The following is a 20,800-nucleotide window of genomic DNA, read 5'->3' on the forward strand; positions in this document are numbered from 1 at the left end:
GATTTCGACTTGCCTGAGAGCCCGCTCATGTCCGCCTGCCAGACGCCCATTATCGTCGCCCTGGATTTCCCTACCCGTGACGCCGCCCTGAAGTTGGCCGACCAGTTGGACCCCAAGCTCTGCCGGGTCAAAGTCGGCAAGGAACTGTTCACCAGTTGCGCTTCGGAAATCGTCGGGACCTTGCGTGACAAGGGTTTCGAAGTGTTCCTGGACCTGAAATTCCACGATATCCCCAACACCACCGCCATGGCCGTCAAGGCTGCCGCGGAGATGGGCGTGTGGATGGTCAACGTGCATTGCTCCGGCGGCCTGCGCATGATGGCAGCCTGCCGTGAAGTGCTGGACCAGCGCAGTGGGCCGAAACCGTTGCTGATCGGCGTGACCGTGCTGACCAGCATGGAGCGCGAGGACCTGGCCGGGATCGGCCTGGACATCGAGCCTCAGGAGCAGGTGCTGCGGCTGGCGGCGCTGGCGCAGAAGGCCGGCCTGGACGGCTTGGTCTGTTCGGCCCTGGAAGCCAGCGCCTTGAAAGCGGCCCATCCGTCGCTGCAACTGGTGACCCCGGGGATTCGCCCGGCGGGCAGCGCCCAGGACGACCAGCGTCGTATCCTGACTCCGCGCCAGGCATTGGACGCTGGGTCCGATTACCTGGTGATCGGCCGTCCGATCAGCCAGGCGGCCGATCCGGCCAAGGCGTTGGCGGCGGTCGTGGCTGAACTGGCCTGACCAAACCCTGAAGATCCCTTGTGGGAGCGAGCAAGCCCGCTCCCACAGGTGTTTTGTGACTAGACCTTCAATACCAGTTTCCCGAAATTCTCCCCACTGAACAATTTGGTCAGTGTCTCGGGGAACGTTTCCAGCCCTTCGACGATGTCTTCCTTGCTCTTGAGCTGCCCCTTGGCCATCCAGCCGGCCATTTCCTGCCCGGCGGCGGCGAACTGCGCGGCGTAGTCCATGACCACGAAGCCTTCCATGCGCGCCCGATTGACCAGCAGCGACAGGTAGTTGGCGGGGCCCTTCACCGCTTCCGTGTTGTTGTACTGGCTGATGGCGCCGCAAATCACCACGCGGGCCTTGAGGTTCAAACGGCTGAGCACGGCGTCGAGGATGTCGCCCCCGACGTTATCGAAATACACATCCACGCCCTTGGGGCATTCGCGTTTGAGGCCGGCGTGGACGTCTTCGTTCTTGTAGTCGATGACGCCGTCGAAGCCCAGCTCATCGATCAGGAACTTGCATTTATCGGCTCCGCCAGCGATGCCCACCACACGACAGCCTTTGATCTTGGCGATCTGCCCGGCAATGCTCCCCACCGCACCGGCGGCACCCGACAGCACCACGGTCTCGCCGGCCTTGGGCGCGCCGACGTCCAGCAGGGCGAAATAGGCGGTCATGCCGGTCATGCCCAGCGCGGACAAATAACGTGGCAGCGGCGCCAGTTTCGGATCGACCTTGTAGAAACCTCTTGGCTCGCCGAGGAAATAATCCTGCACGCCCAACGCACCGTTGACGTAGTCCCCGACCGCGAACCCAGGGTTGTTCGAGGCGATCACCTGGCCGACACCCAATGCCCGCATCACTTCACCGATGCCGACCGGCGGGATGTAGGACTTGCCCTCGTTCATCCAGCCGCGCATGGCCGGATCCAGGGACAGGTATTCGTTCTTTACCAGGATCTGGCCGGCTGCCGGCTCGCCGACCGGGACTTGTCGATAGGTGAAAGTCTCGCGGGTCGCCGCGCCTACCGGGCGTTTGGCGAGCAGGAACTGGCGATTGGTCTGGGCAGTCATGGCTGGCACTCAAGATGAATGGAGTCTTGTTGATAGACCTTCGAAGCGTTTGCCGCAAGGTTTGCTGATCCAGCGAATGCAGTTCGATCCAAGCGGGTGATAGTTCGCCCCAGGGCCTTATCACTGGCGCCCATGAATGCTCAAACGGCAATTGGATAGTGCTGCCGCGTCCTCGAGACCTGTGACTAGACTGTCGGCATCCCCCGCATTCTTCGAGGAACAGACAATGAGCATGACGTTTTCCGGACAAGTCGCCGTGGTCACGGGCGCAGCCGCAGGCATTGGCCGCGCCACTGCCCTGGCGTTCGCGGCCGAGGGCCTGAAAGTGGTGGTGGCTGACCTGGACGTGGCGGGCGGCGAGGGCACGGCGCAGTCGATTCGGGAGGCGGGCGGCGAGGCAGTATTCGTGCGCTGCAACGTGACGTTGGAAAGCGACGTACAGCATCTGATGAACGAGGTGATCAATACCTACGGTCGCCTGGATTATGCCTTCAATAACGCCGGGATCGAGATCGAGAAGGGCAAGTTGGCCGACGGTACCCTTGATGAGTTCGACGCGATCATGGGGGTCAATGTGAAGGGCGTCTGGCTGTGCATGAAGTACCAGTTGCCGCTATTGCTCGCCCAGGGCGGCGGCGCGATCGTCAATACGGCCTCGGTGGCTGGCCTGGGTGCCGCGCCGAAGATGAGTATCTATGCAGCGTCCAAGCATGCCGTGATCGGCCTGACCAAATCGGCCGCCATCGAGTACGCAAAGAAGAAAATCCGCGTGAATGCGGTCTGCCCGGCGGTGATCGACACCGACATGTTCCGTCGTGCCTATGAGGCGGACCCGAAAAAAGGCGAGTTCGCCAATGCCATGCACCCGGTGGGGCGTATTGGCAAAGTCGAGGAAATCGCCAGCGCTGTGTTGTATTTGTGCAGTGATGGTGCAGCGTTCACCACAGGGCATTCCCTGGCGGTGGACGGCGGGGTTACGGCTTTCTGAGGACGGTCTGCCAAGACTGTAGGAAATAGCCCGCACTGGTTGCGGGCTTTTTCTTGGGCGGCGCAAAAGTTCTTGGAAGGGACCATCAATGTGTTTCAAAGAGTGAGAATCAGCGGTTTTGATGTTGTTGTCTTACATCGTCTGGCGGCGGCCTGTGCTTAACTGTTTCCGGAAATAAAACAAACGCTTAGGAGCTTGGTTACTCATGGAATTGAGAATCGACCGACAGGCCCTGGTGCCCGTCGTGCAGCAAATTGTCGACGGGCTGGCGGGCTGGATCCGACAGGATGCGGTGCAACCGGGGACTCGACTGCCATCCGTCCGCCAACTGGCGCGGCAGAACCTGCTCAGCCAGTCCAGCGTCAATGAAGCGTGCGAACGCCTGGTCGCCCAAGGCCTGTTGGCGTCCCGCCATGGTTCCAGCTTCTTTGTCGCACCACCCCTTTCCCCCGTGCACGAGCCCACTGACCAGAATCGACAGCCAGATGCGCTTGCCGATGGGGGCGAAAGCGCGCAACGGGAATTGAAGTTGGGGTGTGGCGGGCTGCCCGAGAGCTGGCGTGAAAGTGATGACCTGGGTTATGCGATCCGTCAGGTCACCCGTACCGACATGGCGGGGTTGTTCAACTACAGCACGCCGTTAGGGCTGCCCGCCCTGCGCGAGCAACTGTCCAGGCGTCTGAAACAATTCAGTATCGAGGCCGATAAAAACCTGATCCTGACCACCACCGGGGCGACCCATGGGTTGGACCTCATCGTACGGACACTGTTGCCGCCAGGCTCCTGTGTGGTGGTGGAGAGTCCCGGCTATTCAAACCTGTTCGACCTGCTCAAGCTGCACAAGATCGACATGATCGAACTGCCCAGGACTCCGCGCGGCCCGGACGTCGATGCGCTGCAAGACCTGCTGGCGATGCACCGGCCTACTGCGTTGTTCGTCAACAGTGCCTGCCATAACCCGACCGGTAGCAGCCTGGCTCCGGCCGTCGCTCAACGGCTGCTGCAACTAACGAAGGAACACGCCGTGCTGGTGATCGAAGACGATGCTTATGGCGACTTCCAGAGCTCGGCACGGACCCGGCTGGCGGCGCTGGATCCCGATGTGGTCTACGTGGGCAGTTTCTCGAAAACCCTGAGCAGCTCGTTGCGCGTCGGTTTCGTGGTGGCCGGGCCATCCATCATCGCGCGGCTGAGCGAGGTCAAGGGCATTACCAGCATGGGTGGGTCGCGGTTCTGTGAGTCGGTCCTTGCCTGCCTCCTGGCCAATGGGGCCTATCGCAAGCTGGTCCAGCGCCAGCGCCTGCGCCTGGGCGCCGATATGGGGGTGTTGTTGCAGGTATTGGAGGACGCCGACTGGGAGGTCTTTGGCAAACCGGCCGGTGGGCTTTTCATCTGGGCAAGACCGCCATTGTGTGACTACGCTGGAGTGCAACGCCTGGCCAAGCGGTTCGGCGTGCAGCTGTCTTCGCGTACAGCGTTCAGCCCTTCGGGCGCCGACAGCGACTGGCTACGGATCAACGTGGCCTATGCCCGGGACCCCAGAGCGCAGGCATTCTTTCGGGCCGCGGCTCTGGATCGACCTCGAGTGTCCTGAAAACGACGCGGCTGTAGCTTTTTGCCATTATTCCGACGCCAGCATCTTGTGTTGCAGGGCGTCTCGTTGCGAATCTGCGATCAACACACACTGGCAGAGGACTGAGCGCAATGATTTCGGCCGTGCAAGGACGTTTTGCCAACCTGGGTATGGCAAAGAAACTGGGTATCGGGTTTGTCCTGGTGTTGCTGCTGACCGCCGTGGTCGCGGCCATCGGTGTCTGGTCCCTGCAGACCATCAGTTATCGATTCGACGGCCTGAAACAGATGTCGTCCCTCAACAGCGGATTGCTCAAGGTCCGGCTGCTGGAGCAGGAATACGCCTCGCGTTCCGACCCCAAGACCGCCGACGCCCTGCGCCAGGGTGTCGATGGGCTGGTGGCCCAGGCGAACGAACTCAAGGTGCAGTCGGCTGCCAACGTACCAGTGATGAACGACGTGGAGCAGGCGCTGGCCGCGTATCGCAAGGCGTTCGACGAATTTGTCGGGTTGAGCCAGAGCAAGGACCTGGCGCTGGAAATGGCCAGTTGGTCGGTGTCCAGCGTCGCCAATAACCTGGACGTGTTGCAGGCCGGGCTGGCGGATGACGGCGCCTATACCTTGAAAGACACCGAAGGCAAGGAGGGGGCCGAGTTCATCGAGCAGGCCAACCAGGTCAGCGAAGTGTCGCGGTTGATGTTGCAAGCCATGAATGAAGCGCGGGTCCGCTTGGATCAGAGCCGCAAGGGCAATGTCGAGGGCGCCGGGCAAGGCAGCATCGAGCAGGCCGAGCAGGCGATGAAACTGGCCGAAGCGCTCAAGACCACCGTCAAGGACCCGGGTTACCAGACCGTTCTGAATGAAGTGGCCGGGCATATTGGCGGTTTCAATGATCAACTGGCCGAATACACCGGTCTGTTGGCAAAGGAAAAAGTCGTCTACCAGCAACTGCACGAGCGCGCCGCCCAGGTGGTGGAGCGGGTGGACCAGGCCTTCAGTGCCGAAGACCATGCCATGCAGGCCGAACTGAAGAAAAACTCGCTGCTGATCATCGGTTCGTCGGCCTTGGCGTTGCTGGTGGGATTGATCGCGGCGTGGGTCATCACCCGGCTGATCGTGACGCCGTTGCGCAGTGTCATTCGTGTTGCCCAGCGGATTGCGGCGGGCGACTTGAGCGCCACGGTCGAAGTGACGCGCCGGGACGAAATTGGTCAGTTGATGCAGGCGATGCAACAGATGGGCGCGGGGCTGAGCAGTATCGTCAGCGGCTTGCAGGCCGGTATCGAGCAGTTGGCCAATTCGGCCCAATCGCTGTCGGCCGTGACTGAACAGACCAACCTGGAAGTCAGCAGCCAGAAAGAGGAAACCGAGCAGGTCGCTACGGCGATGAACCAGATGACGGCCACAGTGCATGACGTGGCACGCAACGCCGAAGAAGCGGCCCAAGCGGCCCAGACCGCCGACGACAAGGTCGAAAGCGGTCAGCAGGTGGTGCGTCAGAGCATGGTGCGCATCGAGCAATTGGCCGATTCGGCCACGTCGGCCAGTTCCAGCATCGAAAGCCTCAGTGCCGAGATCCAGAACATCGGTACGGTGCTGAGCGTGATCAAGAGCGTGGCCGAGCAAACCAACCTGTTGGCGCTCAATGCCGCTATCGAGGCAGCCCGGGCCGGGGAACAGGGCAGGGGCTTCGCGGTCGTGGCCGATGAAGTGCGGGCATTGGCCAGGCGCACGCAACAGTCCACCGAGGAAATCGAGCGACTGGTGAGCGCCTTGCGCTCAGCGGCCCAGGCTTCCGTGCAGCAGATCCAGAGCAGTGGCGAGTTGGTGAAAATGGCCGTCAGTGATGCACTGCAGACCGAAAGCGCCTTGGGCAGTATTGCGGCAGCGGTGTCGTTGATCCAGCAGATGAACCAACAGATCGCGGCGGCGGCCGAGCAGCAGAGTTCGGTGGCCGAAGAGATCAATCGCAGTGTCACCAGCATACGCGCCAGTGCCGATCAATCCTCCCTGGCGATGCGCGGCAATGCCGCTTCCAGCATCGAGCTGGCGCAGTTGGGGGTTGAGCTCAAGGGGATGGTGGGGCATTTCAAGTTGTAAGCCGTGGCGAGGGAGCTTGCTCCCGTTTGGGGGCGAAGCCCCCATCACTAAAGGGCTAGCGCGCCCGAAGCGCCGGACCGGCCCAGCGGGAGCAAGCTCCCTCGCCACAAGGGAACCCGATCCGGCCCTCCAACCTCAGTCGTAGACTTTTTTCTTCTTCCACTCGTCGTTTATTTCGTCGTCCTTCAAACCTTCGGTCAACTGGTTGACCTCGCCTTCGACCGGCTGGGTGCTGGCCAGGACCTGGGCATTGGCCCGGGCCAGGAGTTTCTCCAGGTAGGCCAGTTGTTCGGCGTAGACCTGGGGTTCCTGTTGCTTGCGCAGGTACTGCACGCCGCGCTCGAAGGCCAGGCGGGCCTGTCCAGGCTGTTCTTGCTGCAGGGCTTGCTGGCCGAGGTTGTTGAAGAACTCGATGTGCAGCAGCACCAGGATATGTCGGACTTCGCGAATCCAGCGCTTGGCTTCGTTAGGCGGCAGGAAACCATCCTGGGCGGCGCGGGTGATCTGGCCGTGCAAGGCCTCGAGCAGGAAACGTACGTCCTTGGCCTTGGCTTCGGTCTGGATCGGCGCCGGCGGATTGTTCACCGGGATCGATTCACCCTGGGCGGCCAGTGCACTCAGCTCGTCCAGGCGTGCCTTGACTGCGGAATTGGTTTTATCCAGGTTCAGCAGGCGCTGGCAGACATTCATCTCAAGGCGCGTCATCAACAACTTCAGGGCCGGCGTCATCAACTGCCCGGGGAAGGTTTCGGTGAGTTCGCCGCAGCGACGCATCCGGTCGTTGAGTTCTACCTTGGTGCGGGCCTTTTCCAGCTTGTTGTTCTCCACCACGTGGTTCATGTAGCCAATGGCGATCAACAGGGCGATCCCGGCTACGACGAGCAGGGTGATCATGAGTGGTGTCACCGGTAAGACCTCTTTATTAGGGTACGCATGTCATGAGTGTAGTGGCTTGGCTTTTAAGCGCATAGGCCCGAGCGACGCGATTAGACGGGCGTCGTGCTGTTTATAGGAAGCACAACCGGGTGGGTGCACATTGCCATCATTTGCCGGGCGCGACTATAGCGCCCCGGCGGGTGACAGAATATAGGCGCCAGAGACTGGACAAGCAAAATGTCCGGATACGTCCCTTAAACAGGGCGAAGTCATTGATTTAAATAAATTTATATCTGGGGGTTGACGACCCTTCAATCCATCCATAGAATGCGCGCCACTTACAGCGTAAAGCACTCAGCCAAACGCTGTAAGCAGTGAATGTTGTACGTGTGTCCCCTTCGTCTAGTGGCCTAGGACACCGCCCTTTCACGGCGGTAACAGGGGTTCGAGTCCCCTAGGGGACGCCAATGCGGGAATAGCTCAGTTGGTAGAGCACGACCTTGCCAAGGTCGGGGTCGCGAGTTCGAGTCTCGTTTCCCGCTCCAATTTTAAACAGCGTTGCTTTCGGGCAAAGCTGAGTGAAACCAGAACCAACTCTTCGGAGGCGGATCTGGGCACTGGAACACACACCATGTGTTCCGGGCAGCGTGTCCCCTTCGTCTAGTGGCCTAGGACACCGCCCTTTCACGGCGGTAACAGGGGTTCGAGTCCCCTAGGGGACGCCATTTGCGGGAATAGCTCAGTTGGTAGAGCACGACCTTGCCAAGGTCGGGGTCGCGAGTTCGAGTCTCGTTTCCCGCTCCAAATTCAAAAAAACGCCGCTCATCGAGCGGCGTTTTTTTATGCGCGTGAAAAAGCCATTTCCGCGCTCACGTGCCTTTAGCCAGTGATTTTCGCTGTCTGAGGGGGGCTGTGGTGCTTTTCCTTAATAATGAAGGTAAAGCGCGAGTACTTCATACAAAACTTAAGGCAAAACCTTTAGGAAGATTAATAGTTCATTCCTAAAAAAAAGCGCTTCTCCTAACCTTCCAGTACCCATTCTGGAGGTGCACTTATGCTGATTTTTGTTAAATCGATGGTCATTGGGCTTTGCATTGCAGCCCCCGTGGGACCCATTGGGCTGTTGTGCATACAGAGAAGTCTCATGCTTGGATGGCGAGCCGGTTTCGCGACGGGATTGGGGGCGGCCACCGCCGATTCGATCTATGGATTCATCGGCGCCCTGGGTATCACGGCCATCATTGCGACGCTCATCAGTTTTAAACCTTGGTTGTGTATCGTTGGTGGGCTGTTCCTCGCCTACATCGGCTATCAAACAATACGGTCGAAAGGTGGCGCGACCGCCATGGCGGGTGAGCGGGCCAATATGTTCAAGGCCTACTCGACCACGCTGTTCCTGACCCTGTCGAACCCCATGACCATCTTGTCGTTCATCGCGATATTTGCCGCGTTGAGTGACGGCATGGCCAGTGATCAGGGCAGCCAGTACTCCGTGCTGCCGATGGTGGCAGGTATATTCCTCGGCTCGGCTGCCTGGTGGTTGGGGTTGAGCGGGTTCTCCTCCATTTTCAAGGCGCGGATTGCTCAATCAAAGCTAAGGTTGATCAACTATCTTTCAGGGGCAACCATCACCATCCTCGGGGCCTACCAGGTGGCCACCGGCGTCATGTTGGCCACAGGAACCTGAATCGGGAGAGTCACAAGGCTTATCCCTCGCCGAGCGATGTATAAGCCTTGGTATCCGTAGGACGTTTTATTGCAGCCTGAACTCGACGTATGCCTTGAAACGGCTTATCGCTTGGGTGATTTCTGAGGTTGTTGCATTGCTGAACGACAGCCTGACCTGGGTGGCAGCCTCATTCATCAGCGAAAACAAGGTGGTGGGAAATACAATCACCTTGAACAGCTTGGCGCATTCGCGCATTTCAGAGTATCCAAAGACGAAAGGCAGTTGCACATTGACGAAGAAGCCACCTGCCGGATGATTCCAGCTGACCGTTCTTTGGGCGCCGACCTTGAGTGGGAATTCCCGCTCAAGGCATTCAAGCATGTGGTTTCTTTTCTTCGTATAAGACAACACCCTGGGGTGGTTCAGCCCTTTCAACGAGTAGTCGTTCTCGATCAGCAAGCCAGCAACGACCGCTTGGCACAGGGCAGGGGTGTTGACGGTGATCAAGCTTTTGGCCTTGCACAATCGGCCGCTGAAGGACATGACCCCAGGGCCCTCTGGGGCGACCACATAGCCCATGCGCAAGCCCGGAAAAATCGACTTGGCAAAGGAGCCCAGCAAGAACACCCGACTGCTGTCGATGGACTTCATGGACGCAATGGCATCACCTTCGTACCTGAAGTAGCGGTAGGCCGTGTCTTCAAGGATGAAAAAGTTCTTTTCACTGGCCAAGGAAAGCATGGCGCTCCTGGCGTGGCAGGAAAGGCTGTCGGCGGTCGGATTGCTGAAGTCTGGGACGGCATAGAGTGCTTTGGTTTTTTCCCCTCGGGATTCAAGGTTTTCAACGATCTTGCGCAGGGCGCTCGGATCGAGAAAAGTCGCCATGGGGACGGGGACTATTTTTATGCCCAGCAGTTTTGCGATACCCGTGATCCCGGAAAACACCGGGTCAGGCACTAACAAAACACCGCCGCCTTCAAAGATGGACAGGAGCGTCAAGGTGCAGGCTTCCTGGAAACCCATGCACACCACAATGCTTTCAGGGTTGGAAACGGTTATCCCTTCATCCACCCGCAAATAGGTGGCGATTATTTCATTGATGATTCCAGAGGTTTTTCCATATTGGCAAAGCAGCGTCGCCAGCGAATGCTCGGTGCCGGCAACGTGGTGTTTATATCGGGCCAGGCCCCTGTCGATGAGCGAAGGGTCGCACTGCTTATCATCAGGGCGACCGGAGGCCAATGAAATGGCCGCTGGGTTTTCTTGGGCGATGGAGTTTAGAAGGTGGATGACGTTCAGGATGGGGTCTTCGAATATCGTGTTTTCGAATGCGCTGGACACTTTCGTTTCTCCATAAAAAAGCAACGAGCCATCGAAGGCCCGTTGCTCATGATCAACACTCGCTAGGCCGGATCGACAGAGCTTTCTTGATCGATCTTGTGCTCCATGGCTTCGAATGCTTGCAGCAGGTCCTCCTTGAGGTCTTCCAGGTCCTCCAGGCCAAAGCACAATCGGACCAGGCCTTTCTCGATGCCCATGTCCGCTTTTTCCTGGTCCGTCATCGAGGCATGGCTGCCACTGAAGGGCTGGGCGACCATCGACGTCACGCAAGCCATTCCCGTGCCCGTGCCGAACCATTTGAGCGCGCTGGTGAATGTTTTGTAGAAGGGAACCAGATCGGGCCGAATATCAACAAACACGATGCCGCCATAACCGGTTAATTGTTTGCCATCGATTCGTGGGTAATAGACATGCTCAATAAAAGGCAGCTCGCGCAGATAGTTGAGCATGCTTGCTGTGGTCTGGCTGTGTTTCTCCATGCGCAGGTTGAACGTCTGCATGCTTCTGCGCAGCAACCATGCGCTATTGGGGGTTAATATCGTGCCCGAATAAAAGCGACCCTCAAGGAGACGGTTATAGATCGTCTGATTGTTGACCAGAACCAGGCCGCCCATGACATCGCTGTGTCCAGAGAAGTATTTGGTTGCGCTGTACAGTGAGATGTCGGCGCCAAAGTTCAACGGTTTCTGGAAGATCGGCGTGGCCCAGGTGTTGTCAACGACCACCAGCGCCTGGGGGTTGTTTTGCTTGACGGCCCTGCTGACCCCATGAATATCAATGTCCTTCAGGAAAGGGTTGGTCGGTGTTTCGAAAATGACCATGTCGACGTTCGCCGGCAAGGCCTTCAGCCCCTCTTGTGTGGTGAGATCCAGAATCGTCAGGTGCGCGCCGATGCGGGCCGCATACCGCTGGAACAATTTATAAGAGCAGCCATAGATGTATTTGTTGATGACCAGCGAAGCACCCGGTTTCAACAGTTCCAACACCATGTAGATGGCGCTCATCCCGGTGCTGTAGGCCAGGGCATATTCGCTGCCCTCCAAGGACGCGACAACCTGCTCCAGTTCAGTCACATTGGGATTGGCCTTCCTTGAGTAGAAGAAGGCCGAGTCAGCGCTGAAAGCGCTGCACTGATAAATGGGCGTTACCGAAGGACGGGCGTCCCGGTCATCCACCTTGATATGAAGTATTTCAGTCGACACTTTCATGCTTGGCTGACCAGTTTGATGACTTGTTCATACATGTTTTGCTTGCCCTCATAACCAATGGTCGGGGTAATGTCATTTTGCGAAATACCAATTTCTTCAATCGACTCTGTCGGGAAGTGAGCCCTGTCGAATACTTCATGAAGATTCGAATTCACCCCTTTGGGTAGCCAGACCTCAGGACCGGTTTCATCGATGCGAGCCTTGGCAATAATGAATCGATAGCTTTCATGCGGCCGCAGCGTCAGTGATTTCCAATCGCTGTTGTGCCCGTCCGTATAATTACGCCGCAGGTAGACGGTCTGTTCGAAATCTTCGGTATTGAGCACTTGGGCGTGCAGCGACACGATATCCCCATGCCACTCGAACTTTCGCTTCTCGTGAGCGCTCAGTTCATCCTCTGGCAGCTCGACAGTGATGTTGGCTTGGTGTTCGCCCAGTAATTTGAAATGCGCATCGTGCCCGCATTGAGAGCAGCAACCCTTGCTGTCCAGCCCGATGATTTCAGCGTTCAAACCGTAGCGGGTGACGAGCAGGGCGTTACAGTTGTTGCAGCTGGTATTGGTGCCCTCGACATCATTCACGTTGCCCAGATAGACATGCTCGACGCCCATGCTGCGAGCCACCTCCCGTGCCTTGAGCAGCCTGTCCACGGGGGTACGGATGCTGTTGCTCATTTTGTAGTCGGGGTGGAACCTGACGAAGTGCAGCGGTACATTCGGGCCCAGTTCATCGAGTACCCACTGGCTGATTTTCCTGGCCGTTTCCTCGTCATCGCTGATGTCGGTCACCATCAAGGTACTGACCTCAACGTATTTGCCAGCGTCATAGACTTTCTTGATACCGGCCAGGACTGGCTCTACCCAGCCGGTTGTGACCTTGCGGTAGTACTCCGGGGAAATGGATTTCAGCGAAATCGAAAAAATATCGATGACCGGCAATAACTCATCAATGGCTTCTTCACTGATAAAAAACGCCGATTTATACAGGTTGATCAGGCCCGCTTCCTTGGCCAGCTTCGCCGTGTCGAGGATGAATTCATGCCAGACAACGGGATCGTTATACGTCCAGGAAATGACACGTATTCCGTGCTTGAGTGCGGTTTCCACAACCTGCTCAGGGGTGTAGTAGTAAACATCCTTGTCGGTTACATACTTGGCTTGTGAGGTTTTCCAGTTGTGGCAGTAGCCGCAGTTGAGCATGCAACCGATATTGCCCAGGGACAGGATCCGCTCCCCAGGAGCGAAGTGGAAAACGGCTTCGGTTTCAATCGTTTCTTCTGTGCTGTGAACGCCTTTGCCGTAGTTCAATGTAACGAGTCTGCCGCCTCGGTTTCCGCGCACTTTGCAAAAACCTACCTTGCCTTCCTGTATGACACAGTTTCGTGGGGAAAGATGACACTTGACGGCGCCCCCTGGAAGGATTTCTTCCAGTTTTGCCGGGCTGCTTTCCAAGGTCCAGTTTTTATTTTTTGTAGTGTCCATCTCTCACTCCTCATCACGGAAGTTGCTATCGATATCATCGGTTAAAAAAGTCGAGGCGAAATAATCCAGCCGCCATGGACGGCAGTTATCTTCATAGGTATTAGTAAGCGGACGAAGCGCGAATCAATCCATGATTCTTGAGTGAAAAGCGCTTGGCATTCATATTCATGAAGGGTTGAATAAGCGGGCCGATCACTAACAGAAATGCAATCGTTCCCACGCCGAAGGGACCGCCTAACAGCCAACCACTGGAAAAGATGCCAATTTCAATGATCATTTTGGCTTTGGTGAAGGACCAGCCCCATTTGGAGACCATGGTCAGTACCACGAGATCCATGATTCTGATGCCAATACCGCTCATGATGATCAATGCGGAAGAGTAGGCGCACAAGATCAGTCCCGTCGCCAATAACGTGTACTCATTCATTCTGGCGATCAAATACTCTCCGAGTCCCAACCCTGTCCAGAGGTCAATCAACAGGCCTGTCAGCGTAGTTGTAACGAAGGGACTTATCGGCGGGTATTTTTTGTTCCAGAGCATCCACCATGTCAGGAAGAAGAGGGATACGATCGCCGAGCAGATGCCCATGCCAAGCATAAGTATTTTATCGATCGAGATGATCAGGACGTCCAATGGGTCGGTACCCAGTTGACTGATGATGAAACATTTGGCACCCAGCGAAAAGAAACAGACACCCGTCAGGTACATCAGGACCTGATCCTTCTTGAAGCTGCGAAGACTTAGGACTTGCGTGCCAATGTAATGGGCGAAAGAGTATGACTTTTTTCCACACTTTATTTTTTCATCTTCCATGCGAACACCATCCCTGGAGAGAACATTTTATTATGAGTGCGTCACGCTAAAGAGCAGGGCTATTGATTGCCCGGTTCTTTTCAGGTTTTTCAGGCTGGAAATAGACTAGCGCCATGCTTTATTTTGGTGCATGCTTTTTTTAATGAAAAACGCGGGCTTTTCATTAAATTTTATACTTTTAACCGGGGAAAACGCACATGGATCGTATAGACGTCAAAATCCTGGGTAAGGTACAGGACTGTGGTCGCATTTCCATCACAGAGCTTTCCAAGCACGCGGGTCTTTCTATTCCTGCCACCAATGACAGGTTGCGCAAACTGGAAGACTCAGGGGTCATCAAGGGCTATTGCGCTCAGTTAGATCCAACCAAGCTGGGGTATGGCATATCGGCTGTTGTCGGCATCACCACCCTCAAGCCGGCGAAAGCCAAATTGATCGCGACACTCACCGACATACCCGAAGTCGTCGAGTGCCTGCACATCACGGGAAACGATTCCTATCTGATCCGGATCTACGCCCGATCCATGGCTGAGATCGAGGACATCATTGCGAAAATCAATGCGTACGGAGAGACGCGTACCAGCATTGTCCTGTCCATTCCTATCGAGAGAAGAAAGCTCGCCCCGTGAGTCGGGGCGCCTGTCCGGCAGGGTTGGGGAGTGGTCGATCGACAAGGTCGCTCCCCGGCCATGGCTAATTCCGGGACGGATGGGCAAGCCTATGCGGCCAGCGAGACATCCATACGAGTAAGAGCATCATGGCGGCGGGGCAGAGAGTGACCGTCAACAAACCGATGTGCAAATTCGAATGCGCTGAAACAATCCCCACGAGCCATGGAATCAGACTGCACCCGGCATTACCCGCAGCAGTCAGCACAGAGAACATGGTTGCGCCACCTTGAGGGTAGGCATCTGCCGAAATGGCGAGCATCGTTGGCCACAGGCAACTCCCTGAGAAGCCTGCGGCGATGGCGGCGGTTAGCGCGATTGCGGGGTTGGGGGCAAAACTGATCACGAAAAACAGGACGACGGTAACGGCACAGCAGCCCAGCATCAGTGAAACGGCGGGTATTCGCTCGTGCAGCAAGGCGGCGGCCATGCGCCCGAGGGCCATGCCCACTGAAAAACCGGCAAGCGCAAAGCCACCCACTTCTTTCGAATAGCCCAGCCCTTGTTCAGCAAAGGCGGGTAGCCATTGGGACAGACCCGTTTCCGTAGCCCCACCCAGGAAGATCGCGATCATGCAGGCAATGAAATAGGGCTGCCTGATAAGCGTGGGCATGGATTCACGCTGCACGTGCTCCTGTATCAGGGGCGGCAAGGTTAATCGCATGAACAATAGAAAGGTTGCAAGCGGGGCAATGATCAAGCCCAGGGCAACCATGCGCCAGGAAATATCCCACTTCAACGCAATGCTTGCGATCAGCACGGCACTTACCGCGCCGATGCAGAAATACGAATGCAGCCAGTTCATGGCGGCACTCCGGCGTTCGGGTTGTAGGGCTGCGACAATGGGGCTGAGGATCATATCCAGCACACCCGCACCGAAACCCATGATGGCAACGGCCAGTAGCAGGAAGGCATAGGAGGGGGCGAAAGCCATAAGGCCCAGGCCTGCTGCAGTGGTCATCAGTCCAGAGAGAATGATCAGCTTGGCGTTCCCTCTGTCTGCCAATGGCCCGGTGATCAAAATGGCGATTATGAAACTGAGAAACATGACTGCGGGAATTCGTCCCAGTTGCTCCGTTGTCAGCCCTGACGAGGGGCCGAAGGCATCACTGAACGTGGTCAGATAAACCGGCAGAAAATTGAGTGCCATGGCCAGACACATCATGGCGGCATAACAAGCGTAGAGCGCGTGGCGACTAGGGGTGAGCGCAGACAGCATCAGGTATAGAACTCTTGAGATTAGAAACGTGGAGCGCCGTGCTCTTTCCAACAGCCTTCAGTCCATTCAATCTCTGAGAAATGTGCTGCGAAAGATGAATCGCCTGGGCTACTGGCAAAGAAACCGAATTGGACAAGTTCTTCTGCATGAAACAAGTGGAACATCCGCATCATGCAGAACTGTTTCCCGTCAACGGAGTTTTCAAGGAGGAAGTCACTGCCTCTTCGGCTCAGTCGGTAATACATGGTCTGGGTGACACGATCGAAGTCAGCCATGGACCAGTCCGAAAAACCATTGTTGGTCACGACAGAGAACAGTTGTTGAAAACCGTTTTTCTGATACTCGATGCCGCTTTTCATCCAGTTGTCTTTATCTTGATAGATAAGAAGGCCGCATTGGTCAAAGTAGGTATCTGAGGAAAAGGATACCTTGGCTTTCAATGTCCAGTAGCGTTCCTGGCTTGCAACCACGATGGCCGGTGCATTGTCATACTCCAGGCCATAGTAAGTGCCTCGCCAGAAGTCAGTGTCGGGCGAAGTGTGGATAATTATTTCCCGATCGCTGATGGTCGATCGCTCGGGTACGTTAATCCAGGTCCAGTCTGAAATGTTCAGTGTTTTCATATTTTTTATCGCCCGGAAAACCAATGGCTTATTTCACTGTGCTGGTGCACGCATAAATCCGCCGCACTCAGGTTCTGCCGCCCAGAGTTGGGGTTGAGCAAGCCGATACAAAACATGGTGGCGGCCTTTGCCGCCGCCACGCCATGGGCGGAGTCTTCAATCACCACACAGGAAGAGGGCGCAATACCCAAGCGCTTGGCGGCCATGAGAAAAATCTCGGGGGCTGGCTTGCTGTGCTTAACCTCATTGCCACAAACGACTTCATTGAAAAAAGTTCGTAGCCCGGCGTTACGCAAAATCAGTTCAACGAGTTCTCGAGGTGAAGAGGAGGCGACTGCACAGGGTATTCCTGCTTTCTTTAATGCATCGAGAAGTTCTGTCACCCCTGGCATGGGAGGCAAGGGGGTTGAATGTAACACCTCCATTAACTGCCGATGATGCTCCGTCATAAGGCAGTCCAGGGAATCCGCAAGCCCGTATTCGGTTTTGATGGTACTCCACATATGACGCTGCGTAGTGCCTACAAAACGTGACAGTTCTGCCTCATCGAGCACTACGCCATGACGCGAATAAGCGTCTCTTTCCTGTTTCATATAGACGGGCTCACTGTCAACCAGAACGCCATCCATATCAAAAATGAAGCCTTGAATAGCCCGCATCAATGTGCGCTCTGCTGTTTAGGGGCGCGCTTGAAATGCAGAAAGTTATAGTTCGAGCGTGCTTCAAATTCATGCAGCTTGAATGATTTGGTCATTTCAATATCTTGAAAGCCTTCGCCATCTATTAGCGTAGTGGTGTCCGCTCCACCAATAATGATGGGGAGTTGCATGAGCATGATTTCGTCGACCAAGTCGAGGTTGAATACCTGCCAATTCAGTTGGCCGCCACCCTCGACCATGATGTGATTTATTCCGCGGGCTTCCAGCATCGGGAAAAGCTGTTTGAAATCGACGCGTGCGCTGCCCGCAAAAAGTACCTCTTTACCATGGGCGCGGATTTGCTCGATCATCTCGTGGTCACGAGCCTGTTCTGTGGTCGCGATGATCGTTCGCTCGGGAGAACTTAGAATTTTTGCCGACGCTGGAAAGTTCAGCGATGTCGTCGGAATGATGCGAACCGGGTTGCGACCACTCCCGTAGCGATTGGTCAATTGGGGATCGTCGGTGATAATCGTGTTGCGCCCGACCATGATCGCATCGACTTCCCCACGGAATTTGTGAATAAAACGCATGTCCTCATCGTCGAAGTGCTGGAAAAGCGGTTTGCTCGATGCTTCATTGCCGAGCGTCAGTTTGCCGTCAATGGAGATCTGACTAAATACAGTAACTTTCATAAGGCGAGTCCACTTGGAGTACTTGTGAGTTTTAGCGTGACAGGTGCTTGGGATTGGGTGTGAAGACGCTTTTTATCGTGGGGGCGCAAGGATCATTCAACAAACTGTCAAAGACTGCTGAATACGCTTCCAGGGGATAGAGATGGGTGACCAGTTTTCCAAGTTCTGGAAGCCTATGGGCAATACGCAGCGCCAGGGGAAAGTGCTGGTTGTATTCGCCCGCGGCAATGATGCTGATGGCATTGACCAGAAAATGCTTTGCAGGAAGCGAGTATTTGTAGTCCCCGTTAAATCCGAACAGGACAATCCTGCCGCCTCGGCTGACTCTACTGGCGGCGGTTTCGAGCTGATTACCCACGGTATCGATGACGACATCAAATTTTTCTTGGTTTGGCCCAAGGCACTCAAGGTCCCGGGGATGAACGATGTCCAAACCCAAGGAGTGCCCGAATTCAATTCGAAAGGTGTTCAAATCGGTCGCACGGGTATGGACGCCCATGCCGCGCAAGAGTATTTGTGCGACCAGGCTCATTGGGCCCGATCCCAGAAGCAGCACCCGATCTCCCGCCTTGATGGACGCCTGCTCGATGTTGTTCAAGATGCACGCTACGGGTTCAATCAAGACGGCTGTTTCCCAGCTCATGTCGTCCGGGATGCCGTGTACAAAACGCTCGTGTGTGATAAATCGCTCTGCAAATGTACCGTGCTTGTTGACCCCGGCGATGTTCAGGCCCGCATTTGAACCACCACTGCATAGATGGGTTTTGGCTGAGTTGCAGTACGCACAATTGCCGCAATATTCATTGGGGTCTACAACCACGCGCATACCTTTACGCGTGCGGGTAACATCTGTTCCTACATTGACAACGACGCCGACCGCTTCGTGACCACGAACGATTCCCACCTGTCCTTCTTCGCGCCCTGACAATACCGCCAAATCTGTTCCGCAGATGCCGGACAGGACGATTTCTATTTCTACACCATCGGCGGGCAGCGTTTTGAATTCGTCGAGACTCACCAAGCTCAACTTTTGCGCGCTCACTAAACTGATTGCCTTCATATATACATCAGCGCTCTATTTGATTTTTGGATAAAGCATGCCAACTAGAGAACTCGCTCCGCTGTACCTGGAGCGGTCCACGGACGAAACCTGTTAATCCATTTGGAAACGGCCGGCATTATGCAAGGCTGGCAGAGTTGGTTTCAGTCTAAAAAGAATTACCGATAACGACATGATGATTCATGTTGTTTCAGCTTGGCGGCCCAGGCGCCGTAAATATGGGGGATGTATTGTTTTTTCTAATCTGGCGGGTGCGAATTTTATTATTTGGATACAAGTGCGCGGGCACAATGGAACTAAAGGAAGTGAGGGCCCCTTTTATCCCTCAAGGCTATGCACCAGGTTTTCAATCGCTTCCAGGGCCGCCTCATCCGGAGGCGGCGCAGCAGGACTTGCACTGCGCATCTGGTACGCGAGACGGTATTCGCTGGGGGTGCAATTGGCGTATTGCTTGAAGGCGCGGGCGAAGTAGGATGGGTCCTTGAAGCCTGCTTCATAACCGATACTGGTGATGGGCATCTGGCTGTTGTCGAGCAGTTCCTTGGCAAAGCTCATGCGTTTGTTCAGCACGTAGTCGGTGAAGCCGAGCCCATTGGCTTCCTTGAACACCCGGCTGAAGCGAAACGTCGTCATGCCACAGCGCTTGGCCAGATCGCGCTGATCGATGCTTTCGCGAAAATGCTGGTCGATGTACAGCATGATGTGGCTGAGGGCCTGGTGCTTCTGGTGTCCAGCGGTCAGGCGGATGCTGTCGGGCAGGGTTGGGGAGTGATCGATCTGCGAGGTCTTTCCCCGACCATTGGCAGTGCGGCGCAGCTCGCACAGTTGCATCACGGCCGTCAGGTAGCGCTTTCTCTCGGCGACAGACAGGGGCAACACCATGTATTCCCAGACGCTGGAGCGCATGGCCCATACCGCCAGTTCTTCGGAGTGCTGCACGGTGAACATGGTGATGGGGATGGTGGGAACGGTTCGCTTGATCTCCAGCAGGCGCCGCAGGCCTGGGGTGTCCGGGCGATCGAAGTGGATGCAGATCATGTCGACCTGTTCCCCGCTGGGCAGCATGGCGTTTTTTGCCAGCGTGCAGTCGCACGCGTCCTGGAACTGGGCGACGAGTTCCTGGGTGGACCGATCATGAGTCAGATCGAACCATAACAGCTTCGGCTTTTCAGTCGGGATTGACGCCATAGGACGACTACTCACAGGTTCTTTCTGCCCTTTAGCTAGCAGTATTGTCACTGTGCTATCACTTCGCCGAATAAATTTTTATAAAAATTCGATCTTTTAGCGTCATCCCTTGCCACGCAATGCTGGCGAGCGCCCGTTTGCGCTGCGGCACGGATGGGTTTTCCGACCTCGCAGCCGTTCTCGCCCCCGCAAAAAAATCCTAGCGATGTGCAAAATCCTCCTAACGGCTATCACCACCTGCTGACTAGGGTTGCATCAGGCAGTTCGCAATGTACTGCCCCTTGAGAAAACAACCCCGATGAGGTGTGCGAAATGACTCTTCAAACAATCAAGGCTTCGGTACTGAAGTTCGCCAAAGATGAAGATGGCCTGACCATTGTGGAATACGCCGTGGCTGGTGGGTTGATCACCGTATTGGTGGCCGCCGCGTTTGTTCTCCTGGGCGGCGCCGTGAACACCAAGATCCGTGCGCTGTGCCAGGCGGTCAACGGCAACGTTGCCTGCTGACAGCAGCCACTTGCGTTGACGGGGACACGGCAACTCTCAAGGAATAACGCTTGCGACTCTTTTGCAGTGAGTACAACGAATAAATCAAATGGACTTCGCGCTGTCCCCTCCAACTTAAGTTCGTAGCAGTACTACTTACGAGCGTGAGGTCCATGCCATGACTCTCCAGACAATAAGTACTTCGATCAGCAAGTTCGCCAAAGATGAAGACGGCCTGACCATCGTTGAATACGCGGTGGCCGGTGGCTTGATCACGGTGTTGGTGGCGGCGGCATTCGTCCTTCTGGGCGGCGCCGTCGATACCAAGATCCGGGCGCTATGCCAGGTCGTCAATAGCAACGTCGCCTGCTAACGAAAACCACT

General features: G+C 56.0%; 20 protein-coding genes, 4 tRNA genes and 1 pseudogene. 13 read left to right on the top strand and 12 right to left on the bottom strand.

Going from position 1 to position 20,800, the window contains the following annotated elements; all coding sequences use genetic code 11:
- The first annotated feature begins 27 nt into the window (after positions 1–27).
- On the top strand, positions 28–726 hold the full coding sequence (gene pyrF / locus GN234_RS26625) for an orotidine-5'-phosphate decarboxylase (protein WP_160893102.1): 699 nt from the start codon (positions 28–30) through the stop codon (positions 724–726).
- A gap of 59 nt (positions 727–785) precedes the next feature.
- Here pyrF and GN234_RS26630 read toward each other — a convergent pair whose 3' ends face one another.
- A complete protein-coding gene (locus tag GN234_RS26630; protein ID WP_163857329.1) occupies positions 786–1,790 on the bottom strand; it encodes an NADP-dependent oxidoreductase in 1,005 nt (334 codons plus the stop codon).
- A gap of 226 nt (positions 1,791–2,016) precedes the next feature.
- Between GN234_RS26630 and GN234_RS26635 the strand changes: the two genes are divergently transcribed.
- The 4 genes and pseudogenes from GN234_RS26635 (at position 2,017) to GN234_RS30470 (ending at position 6,450) form a co-directional block, all read left to right on the top strand.
- Positions 2,017–2,778, top strand: coding sequence for an SDR family oxidoreductase (locus tag GN234_RS26635; protein ID WP_109754436.1), 762 nt, complete (start codon positions 2,017–2,019; stop codon positions 2,776–2,778).
- A gap of 205 nt (positions 2,779–2,983) precedes the next feature.
- Positions 2,984–4,372, top strand: a complete 1,389-nt coding sequence (locus GN234_RS26640) for an aminotransferase-like domain-containing protein (protein ID WP_176689305.1) — start codon at positions 2,984–2,986, stop codon at positions 4,370–4,372.
- A 992-nt stretch (positions 4,373–5,364) separates the two neighbouring features.
- Positions 5,365–5,541 (top strand): annotated as a pseudogene (locus tag GN234_RS30465) (HAMP domain-containing protein); the annotation flags it as partial.
- Between the two features lie 204 nt (positions 5,542–5,745).
- Positions 5,746–6,450: a methyl-accepting chemotaxis protein gene (locus GN234_RS30470; protein ID WP_371914243.1), complete on the top strand. Its 705-nt coding sequence runs from the start codon at positions 5,746–5,748 to the stop codon at positions 6,448–6,450.
- A 135-nt stretch (positions 6,451–6,585) separates the two neighbouring features.
- On the opposite strand, the gene GN234_RS26650 is transcribed toward GN234_RS30470, so the two are convergent.
- The gene (locus GN234_RS26650) at positions 6,586–7,344 is read right to left on the bottom strand and encodes a hypothetical protein (protein WP_109754433.1); all 759 of its coding nucleotides are present in this window, start codon (positions 7,342–7,344) and stop codon (positions 6,586–6,588) included.
- Positions 7,345–7,717: 373 nt separating this feature from the next.
- Between GN234_RS26650 and GN234_RS26655 the strand changes: the two genes are divergently transcribed.
- From GN234_RS26655 to GN234_RS26675, 5 genes are all read left to right on the top strand, one after another.
- A tRNA-Glu gene (locus GN234_RS26655) sits at positions 7,718–7,793 on the top strand.
- 2 nt (positions 7,794–7,795) lie between these two features.
- Positions 7,796–7,871, top strand: a tRNA-Gly gene (locus tag GN234_RS26660).
- Between the two features lie 104 nt (positions 7,872–7,975).
- A tRNA-Glu gene (locus GN234_RS26665) sits at positions 7,976–8,051 on the top strand.
- 3 nt (positions 8,052–8,054) lie between these two features.
- A tRNA-Gly gene (locus tag GN234_RS26670) sits at positions 8,055–8,130 on the top strand.
- A 250-nt stretch (positions 8,131–8,380) separates the two neighbouring features.
- On the top strand, positions 8,381–9,013 hold the full coding sequence (locus GN234_RS26675) for a LysE family translocator (RefSeq protein ID WP_109754432.1): 633 nt from the start codon (positions 8,381–8,383) through the stop codon (positions 9,011–9,013).
- 66 nt (positions 9,014–9,079) lie between these two features.
- Here the strand turns inward: GN234_RS26675 and GN234_RS26680 are convergent, their stop codons facing one another.
- The 4 genes from GN234_RS26680 to GN234_RS26695 all read right to left on the bottom strand — a co-directional run bounded on the left by GN234_RS26680 (position 9,080) and on the right by GN234_RS26695 (position 13,839).
- Positions 9,080–10,336, bottom strand: coding sequence for an aminotransferase-like domain-containing protein (locus GN234_RS26680; RefSeq protein ID WP_176689307.1), 1,257 nt, complete (start codon positions 10,334–10,336; stop codon positions 9,080–9,082).
- Positions 10,337–10,398: 62 nt separating this feature from the next.
- Positions 10,399–11,544, bottom strand: coding sequence for a trans-sulfuration enzyme family protein (locus GN234_RS26685; RefSeq protein WP_109754430.1), 1,146 nt, complete (start codon positions 11,542–11,544; stop codon positions 10,399–10,401).
- Positions 11,541–13,025 (bottom strand): AmmeMemoRadiSam system radical SAM enzyme, encoded by a 1,485-nt coding sequence (gene amrS, locus GN234_RS26690; RefSeq protein ID WP_109754429.1) that lies wholly within the window; start codon positions 13,023–13,025, stop codon positions 11,541–11,543. Before amrS ends, GN234_RS26685 begins: the two co-directional genes overlap by 4 nt.
- Positions 13,026–13,125: 100 nt before the next feature.
- Complete coding sequence (locus GN234_RS26695; RefSeq protein WP_109754428.1) at positions 13,126–13,839, bottom strand: YczE/YyaS/YitT family protein; 714 nt, start codon at positions 13,837–13,839, stop codon at positions 13,126–13,128.
- Positions 13,840–14,036: 197 nt separating this feature from the next.
- On the opposite strand from GN234_RS26695, the gene GN234_RS26700 reads away from it, so the two are divergent.
- Entirely contained in the window at positions 14,037–14,468 is a 432-nt protein-coding gene (locus tag GN234_RS26700) for an Lrp/AsnC family transcriptional regulator (protein ID WP_060741195.1), read from the top strand.
- A 64-nt stretch (positions 14,469–14,532) separates the two neighbouring features.
- Here GN234_RS26700 and GN234_RS26705 read toward each other — a convergent pair whose 3' ends face one another.
- From GN234_RS26705 to GN234_RS26730, 6 genes are all read right to left on the bottom strand, one after another.
- Positions 14,533–15,657: an MFS transporter gene (locus GN234_RS26705; RefSeq protein ID WP_232200327.1), complete on the bottom strand. Its 1,125-nt coding sequence runs from the start codon at positions 15,655–15,657 to the stop codon at positions 14,533–14,535.
- A gap of 89 nt (positions 15,658–15,746) precedes the next feature.
- A complete protein-coding gene (locus GN234_RS26710; protein WP_109754426.1) occupies positions 15,747–16,349 on the bottom strand; it encodes a DUF1349 domain-containing protein in 603 nt (200 codons plus the stop codon).
- Positions 16,350–16,354: 5 nt separating this feature from the next.
- Positions 16,355–17,008: an HAD family hydrolase gene (locus GN234_RS26715; RefSeq protein ID WP_176689308.1), complete on the bottom strand. Its 654-nt coding sequence runs from the start codon at positions 17,006–17,008 to the stop codon at positions 16,355–16,357.
- Positions 17,008–17,682: a dihydrofolate reductase family protein gene (locus GN234_RS26720; protein WP_109754424.1), complete on the bottom strand. Its 675-nt coding sequence runs from the start codon at positions 17,680–17,682 to the stop codon at positions 17,008–17,010. The genes GN234_RS26715 and GN234_RS26720 overlap by 1 nt, the downstream gene beginning before the upstream one ends.
- 31 nt (positions 17,683–17,713) lie before the next feature.
- Entirely contained in the window at positions 17,714–18,742 is a 1,029-nt protein-coding gene (locus tag GN234_RS26725) for a zinc-dependent alcohol dehydrogenase (protein WP_163857427.1), read from the bottom strand.
- A 318-nt stretch (positions 18,743–19,060) separates the two neighbouring features.
- Entirely contained in the window at positions 19,061–19,930 is an 870-nt protein-coding gene (locus tag GN234_RS26730) for a response regulator transcription factor (protein ID WP_109754422.1), read from the bottom strand.
- Positions 19,931–20,242: 312 nt separating this feature from the next.
- Between GN234_RS26730 and GN234_RS26735 the strand changes: the two genes are divergently transcribed.
- Positions 20,243–20,437: a Flp family type IVb pilin gene (locus tag GN234_RS26735; protein ID WP_008070254.1), complete on the top strand. Its 195-nt coding sequence runs from the start codon at positions 20,243–20,245 to the stop codon at positions 20,435–20,437.
- A gap of 157 nt (positions 20,438–20,594) precedes the next feature.
- Entirely contained in the window at positions 20,595–20,789 is a 195-nt protein-coding gene (locus GN234_RS26740) for a Flp family type IVb pilin (RefSeq protein WP_109754421.1), read from the top strand.
- Positions 20,790–20,800: the final 11 nt, after the last annotated feature.

Source organism: Pseudomonas bijieensis, from assembly GCF_013347965.1.
GTDB lineage: Bacteria > Pseudomonadota > Gammaproteobacteria > Pseudomonadales > Pseudomonadaceae > Aquipseudomonas > Aquipseudomonas bijieensis.

Excerpts from the sequence above, each read along its gene's own strand:
- GN234_RS26640 (WP_176689305.1), top strand. The coding sequence starts at position 2,984 with ATGGAATTGAGAATCGACCGACAGGCCCTGGTGCCCGTCGTGCAGCAA.
- GN234_RS26715 (WP_176689308.1), bottom strand. The coding sequence starts at position 17,008 with ATGCGGGCTATTCAAGGCTTCATTTTTGATATGGATGGCGTTCTGGTT.
- GN234_RS30470 (WP_371914243.1), top strand. The coding sequence starts at position 5,746 with ATGACGGCCACAGTGCATGACGTGGCACGCAACGCCGAAGAAGCGGCC.
- pyrF (WP_160893102.1), top strand. The coding sequence starts at position 28 with ATGTCCGCCTGCCAGACGCCCATTATCGTCGCCCTGGATTTCCCTACC.
- GN234_RS26695 (WP_109754428.1), bottom strand. The coding sequence starts at position 13,839 with ATGGAAGATGAAAAAATAAAGTGTGGAAAAAAGTCATACTCTTTCGCC.
- GN234_RS26700 (WP_060741195.1), top strand. The coding sequence starts at position 14,037 with ATGGATCGTATAGACGTCAAAATCCTGGGTAAGGTACAGGACTGTGGT.
- GN234_RS26650 (WP_109754433.1), bottom strand. The coding sequence starts at position 7,344 with ATGATCACCCTGCTCGTCGTAGCCGGGATCGCCCTGTTGATCGCCATT.
- GN234_RS26740 (WP_109754421.1), top strand. The coding sequence starts at position 20,595 with ATGACTCTCCAGACAATAAGTACTTCGATCAGCAAGTTCGCCAAAGAT.
- GN234_RS26725 (WP_163857427.1), bottom strand. The coding sequence starts at position 18,742 with ATGAAGGCAATCAGTTTAGTGAGCGCGCAAAAGTTGAGCTTGGTGAGT.
- GN234_RS26710 (WP_109754426.1), bottom strand. The coding sequence starts at position 16,349 with ATGAAAACACTGAACATTTCAGACTGGACCTGGATTAACGTACCCGAG.
- amrS (WP_109754429.1), bottom strand. The coding sequence starts at position 13,025 with ATGGACACTACAAAAAATAAAAACTGGACCTTGGAAAGCAGCCCGGCA.
- GN234_RS26730 (WP_109754422.1), bottom strand. The coding sequence starts at position 19,930 with ATGGCGTCAATCCCGACTGAAAAGCCGAAGCTGTTATGGTTCGATCTG.
- GN234_RS26630 (WP_163857329.1), bottom strand. The coding sequence starts at position 1,790 with ATGACTGCCCAGACCAATCGCCAGTTCCTGCTCGCCAAACGCCCGGTA.
- GN234_RS26675 (WP_109754432.1), top strand. The coding sequence starts at position 8,381 with ATGCTGATTTTTGTTAAATCGATGGTCATTGGGCTTTGCATTGCAGCC.
- GN234_RS26735 (WP_008070254.1), top strand. The coding sequence starts at position 20,243 with ATGACTCTTCAAACAATCAAGGCTTCGGTACTGAAGTTCGCCAAAGAT.
- GN234_RS26720 (WP_109754424.1), bottom strand. The coding sequence starts at position 17,682 with ATGAAAGTTACTGTATTTAGTCAGATCTCCATTGACGGCAAACTGACG.
- GN234_RS26635 (WP_109754436.1), top strand. The coding sequence starts at position 2,017 with ATGAGCATGACGTTTTCCGGACAAGTCGCCGTGGTCACGGGCGCAGCC.
- GN234_RS26685 (WP_109754430.1), bottom strand. The coding sequence starts at position 11,544 with ATGAAAGTGTCGACTGAAATACTTCATATCAAGGTGGATGACCGGGAC.
- GN234_RS26705 (WP_232200327.1), bottom strand. The coding sequence starts at position 15,657 with ATGGCACTCAATTTTCTGCCGGTTTATCTGACCACGTTCAGTGATGCC.